Origin of the sequence: Trinickia fusca (assembly GCF_003628145.1) — a bacterium.
Lineage (GTDB): Bacteria > Pseudomonadota > Gammaproteobacteria > Burkholderiales > Burkholderiaceae > Trinickia > Trinickia fusca.
Map to the genome: position 1 here is coordinate 1 of NZ_RBZV01000030.1, position 4,082 is coordinate 4,082.

Here is a 4,082-nt window from a genome sequence, read left to right on the forward strand (position 1 = left end):
CAGGCTCACGCAGAGCACCGCATATGATGCTGCGGGCCGCATGATTCGGCGCACGGTGCAGCGCGAGCGAGCACCGATGCCGCTGGCCGAGCGCAAGTATCGGTACGACGCGGCGGGGCAGCTGACGGAGATCGAGGATCGGTATCAGGGCTATACGGATTACCGCTACGATCCGATCGGGCGATTGATTGAAGCCAAGAGCCCCGTCGGTCGCGAACGGTTTGCGTTCGATCCGGCCAGTAATATTGTGGACCCGCCTGCGACGGCTGAGACGCGTACTCCCGTGAGTTATGCCCGGGAAGACAGCACGCTGCCAGCGCAAGTGCCGAAGGTGTTGGGCAATCTGTTGAAAGCCTATGCGGGCACGCACTTCACCTATGATGCGCGCGGCAACCTGATCCATCGGCGTTCGGCACAAGATGAGCAGCGTTACGAGTGGGATGCCTTCAATCGCCTACATGCCGCTCGTGTGGATGAGACGACGCGCCGCAGCGAGTCGCGCTACTACTACGACGCGCTGGGTCGCCGCATCGCAAAGGACGTGAACGGCACGCGCACCGTCTTTGGGTGGGACGGCGACACGCTCGCGTACGAAAGCACCGAAGATGGCGCGACACACTACGTCTACGAAGCCGGCTCGTTCGTGCCGCTGGTGCAGTTCGTCGCTGGCCCGGTACAGGGCACCGCGACGCCGGTGTGGCGCCCCGACGACCACTACCTCCCGGAGGAAGACTCACTACGACAAGTGCCACAGCGCACCTCGGACGCGCACGTCTTCTACTACCACTGCGACCAGATCGGTACGCCGCTGATGATGACGGACGAGCTTGGCGAGGTGGTGTGGGAAGCCTCTTATAAGGCGTGGGGCGAGGCGCAGCAGGTGATCGCGCGGGCGTCGAAGGCTGCGGGGATTGCACCGAAGAACTTGCTGAGGTTCCAAGGCCAGCAGCTGGACGACGAAAGCGGGCTGCACTATAACCGGCACAGGTATTACGATCCCAATACCGGCAGGTTCATATCGGCTGACCCGATCGGACTGGCTGGTGGCATCAACTTGCATCAATATGTGCCGAACCCAGCTCAGTGGATCGATCCGCTCGGCCTTTGGGGATCGAGCCCACTCACAAAATATCGCTATAACGCTGATGGCTCGCTCAAGAGCGCAACCGCGAAGATTCGTCCTGAAGACCTAGGCACCGGGACGCCGACAAATGCCAGTTCTCGTCTTTTCGCTCGGACTTTGGGTTGCAAGGGAGACGATGCCGGTCACGCTATTGGTAACCGGCTTGGTGGAAGCGGTGGCAAGGGCAACGTCTTCCCTCAAGCGGCAAGCGTCAATCGTGGCGAATTCCGGGACTTCGAAGGTGACATTGCTGAAGCGGTAAAGAGCGGCAGCAACGTTATCGTTCGAGTTGTTCCACAGTACGATGAGGGTTCAACACGGCCTCATTCCGTTCTTTACCAAGCCAGGGTTGACGGGCAAACCGAATCGCGGATCTTCAGCAATCCCTGCCCATGTAAGTGTTGAGGAAGGAGCAAGACCATGTCACCGATTGATAGAGTAAAAACCTTTCTCCGTCAGATGTCGGAGTGGGAGACGAGTTTTCACGCCGAAAAGAGGAGCGATGCATACAAGCAAGATCCGAATTACAGAGATCAGGCTGATCGAAACGCCAAGTCCAGGTTGAGGACGATATTCTCCGAAAACCTCAGCATGAAAGCCTTGAATGATCTTGGCGCAGCGCGACTCGATACCCTAGGGACAGGACAGCCGCCTGAGTACGACCAAGCGGTTCTAGCTGACACTGAGGCGCAGTCGGGGAGTGCAACAAATATCGAGGCAGTCAGGCAGAAGGGACTTAAACAACGTTACCGCTATACAACAATCGTCGAACATGACTTACCCAAGATCGATGACGTCAGCGTCTGGCGGGGCAGTAGTGGGAAATGGGAACGCCGTCACGCGATCTAGGAATGACCAGGGGCCACTTGTGCGGCCCTTGTCGCTTCAAGCTGCGGTGATGATGAGCTTGCCATGTTCGACGGCGATCTTGACGCGCTGGCCGGGTGCGAAGCCGGCATGTTCGATCCAGCGGCCGGCGAGCTTCATCCACGGATAGCACGTCGAGGCCGTGCGTTGATGCGCGGGCTTATGCCACGCTGGTTGAAAGCGTCGTGACTGATGAATGGTGACGAACCGTTCCGAGACGACGGGACGTACCTTATGATTGGCGTCAGCCATGATCAACTCCTCATTCGAGTTGGTTGTGGACAGCGGGCCGTGAGTGTTGGTAGCACTGACGGCCCGCGCTTCGCTTACATCACCTCAATCTCGCAAGTAGATTGCAGGGTGCGCCCGTCAAGAATCACCGCGCTGGGCTGGCCCTGGCTAACGGAGTCGATGCTTGGCTGCCTCCCGTACGTCTTCCACGCTCGTTTTGCCGGTTGCCTTTCGCATAGTGGAGAGCTTGGCATTCGGCGAGAATTGAGGAATCGGTTGCGGAAGGTTTTTGTTCAGCGTGTCACCGCGTTTCTGTTGGATCTGCCCAGTCTTGGGCGGCGCCTCGTCGCGATGACGGTTGTCGAGTCCTGGCTGTTTCATTTGAATCACCACCTATAAAGAGCGAAAGCCGCAGCGAGCGGCCTCGGTCGTCAGTCCGACCGGGGCCAGTCTGACAATGAGTCCCGGCGTACGCCGGAGGAACGGCTTATCGGAAGGGGCACTGATTGAGGGAGAGTAGGTTGTCGTTCCAGTACCCGTCCGCATGTGTACGCAGATAGGGGGCTTTCCCTGGCTCGCGCACGACGCCCACGTCAGCTCGCCTCCCGGTGTAGGGGTCGCGAACAAAGAACGTGTCAACTCCGGCTTCGATGTTGACAATGACCTGTTCACGTGGCCAGACCCAGGTTGGCGGATTGCCAACGTGGGTAATGTGCTCGTGCGGGCTTTGTGGGTGCGGTTTGGTGATGCAGGTAATTTGAACGTCGGCCATGCTGGCTCCTTTCGGCTTGATTGTGCCGGACTCGTCAATTAAGATTCGACGGAATCGTCAACATGTTGGCCCAAAAAAAGGCCGGTAAGGCCATGACGAATGCGTCATATCATATAATACGGAGTCGTCATGTCAACGTCAAGCCCTCCATCTGCCGTTTTCCCCGAGCGTCTACGCAGTGCTCGTGAGTACCGTGGTCTCACACAGACACAGTTGGCTGAACGTGCCGGATTACAGCCTTCCGCGGTTTCCCACTTCGAAACCGGCGCTCGCAAGCCATCATTCGATAATCTTCGGCTGCTCGCTGACACACTGGACGTGACCACTGATTACCTGCTGGGGCGAGTCGCCGAAATCAATGGTCTGGCGGGCTCGGATCGATTGCATCGCCACTACAACGCTTTGCGGGAAAGCGATCGTCAGTTCGCAGACGAGCTCATAACGAGGTTGGCTGCCCTGGGGAATATGGGCAAAAAATGACCAATTCATCCTACCATTTAGATCGTTTGCAGCAGAGCACCTGATCGGGGGATGGAACATTCGTCACGGATGCCCCGGGGAGCGTGACGCAGTACGACTATGACACCCAAGGTCGCCTGACCGAAACGAAGGATGCGGAAGGCGGTGCGACTACGATCGAATACGGCCCGAACGGGCATCCGATCGCGATTCGTGCTCCGGGTAGCGTGGAGCAACTGAGCTACGACGCTGAGGGGCGGTTGTTGAGCCACACCGATGGCTTGTCGCGCACGACACGTTACAGCTACGACGAGGCGGGGCGGATTGCGCGTCGTCGCGACGCGCTCGATCAAGCGCTTACCTATCGGTACGACCGCTTAGGGCGTCTCACGGCGTTGACCGACCAAAACGGCGCGACCTATCGGTTCGCTTACGATCCGGTTGGCAGGCTGCTCGAAGAGACGGCGTTCGACGGCAAGACCACGCGCTATACGTACCAAGAAGGCAACGGGCGCTTGCTCTCGGTTGAAGAGACCGGCCAAGTCACTCAGTTCGAGCACGATCGTGGCGGGCGCTTGGCACGGCGCGTTGCGGATGGCGTCGAAGAGCACTTCATGTATGACCAGAGCG

5 protein-coding genes and 1 pseudogene are annotated in these 4,082 nt (G+C 58.6%); 4 read left to right on the plus strand and 2 right to left on the minus strand.

What is annotated here, in order from left to right; translation table 11 throughout:
* Together D7S89_RS26960 and D7S89_RS26965 are read left to right on the plus strand one after the other, a co-directional pair.
* A partial coding sequence (locus D7S89_RS26960) for an RHS repeat-associated core domain-containing protein (protein WP_183085359.1) occupies positions 1 to 1,528 on the plus strand: 1,528 nt, incomplete at its 5' end.
* Between the two features lie 15 nt (positions 1,529 to 1,543).
* Positions 1,544 to 1,972: an NTF2 fold immunity protein gene (locus D7S89_RS26965; protein WP_121281917.1), complete on the plus strand. Its 429-nt coding sequence runs from the start codon at positions 1,544 to 1,546 to the stop codon at positions 1,970 to 1,972.
* 36 nt (positions 1,973 to 2,008) lie between these two features.
* Here the strand turns inward: D7S89_RS26965 and D7S89_RS26970 are convergent, their stop codons facing one another.
* Both D7S89_RS26970 and D7S89_RS26975 read right to left on the minus strand, forming a co-directional pair.
* Positions 2,009 to 2,242: a SymE family type I addiction module toxin gene (locus D7S89_RS26970; protein WP_121281918.1), complete on the minus strand. Its 234-nt coding sequence runs from the start codon at positions 2,240 to 2,242 to the stop codon at positions 2,009 to 2,011.
* Between the two features lie 466 nt (positions 2,243 to 2,708).
* Positions 2,709 to 2,993 (minus strand): DUF3892 domain-containing protein, encoded by a 285-nt coding sequence (locus D7S89_RS26975; protein WP_121281919.1) that lies wholly within the window; start codon positions 2,991 to 2,993, stop codon positions 2,709 to 2,711.
* Positions 2,994 to 3,122: 129 nt separating this feature from the next.
* On the opposite strand from D7S89_RS26975, the gene D7S89_RS26980 reads away from it, so the two are divergent.
* Positions 3,123 to 3,473: a helix-turn-helix domain-containing protein gene (locus tag D7S89_RS26980; RefSeq protein ID WP_121281920.1), complete on the plus strand. Its 351-nt coding sequence runs from the start codon at positions 3,123 to 3,125 to the stop codon at positions 3,471 to 3,473.
* Between the two features lie 83 nt (positions 3,474 to 3,556).
* A pseudogene (locus D7S89_RS26985) lies at positions 3,557 to 4,082 on the plus strand (RHS repeat-associated core domain-containing protein); the annotation flags it as partial.

Excerpts from the sequence above, each read along its gene's own strand:
- D7S89_RS26975 (WP_121281919.1), bottom strand. The coding sequence starts at position 2,993 with ATGGCCGACGTTCAAATTACCTGCATCACCAAACCGCACCCACAAAGC.
- D7S89_RS26965 (WP_121281917.1), top strand. The coding sequence starts at position 1,544 with ATGTCACCGATTGATAGAGTAAAAACCTTTCTCCGTCAGATGTCGGAG.
- D7S89_RS26980 (WP_121281920.1), top strand. The coding sequence starts at position 3,123 with ATGTCAACGTCAAGCCCTCCATCTGCCGTTTTCCCCGAGCGTCTACGC.
- D7S89_RS26970 (WP_121281918.1), bottom strand. The coding sequence starts at position 2,242 with ATGGCTGACGCCAATCATAAGGTACGTCCCGTCGTCTCGGAACGGTTC.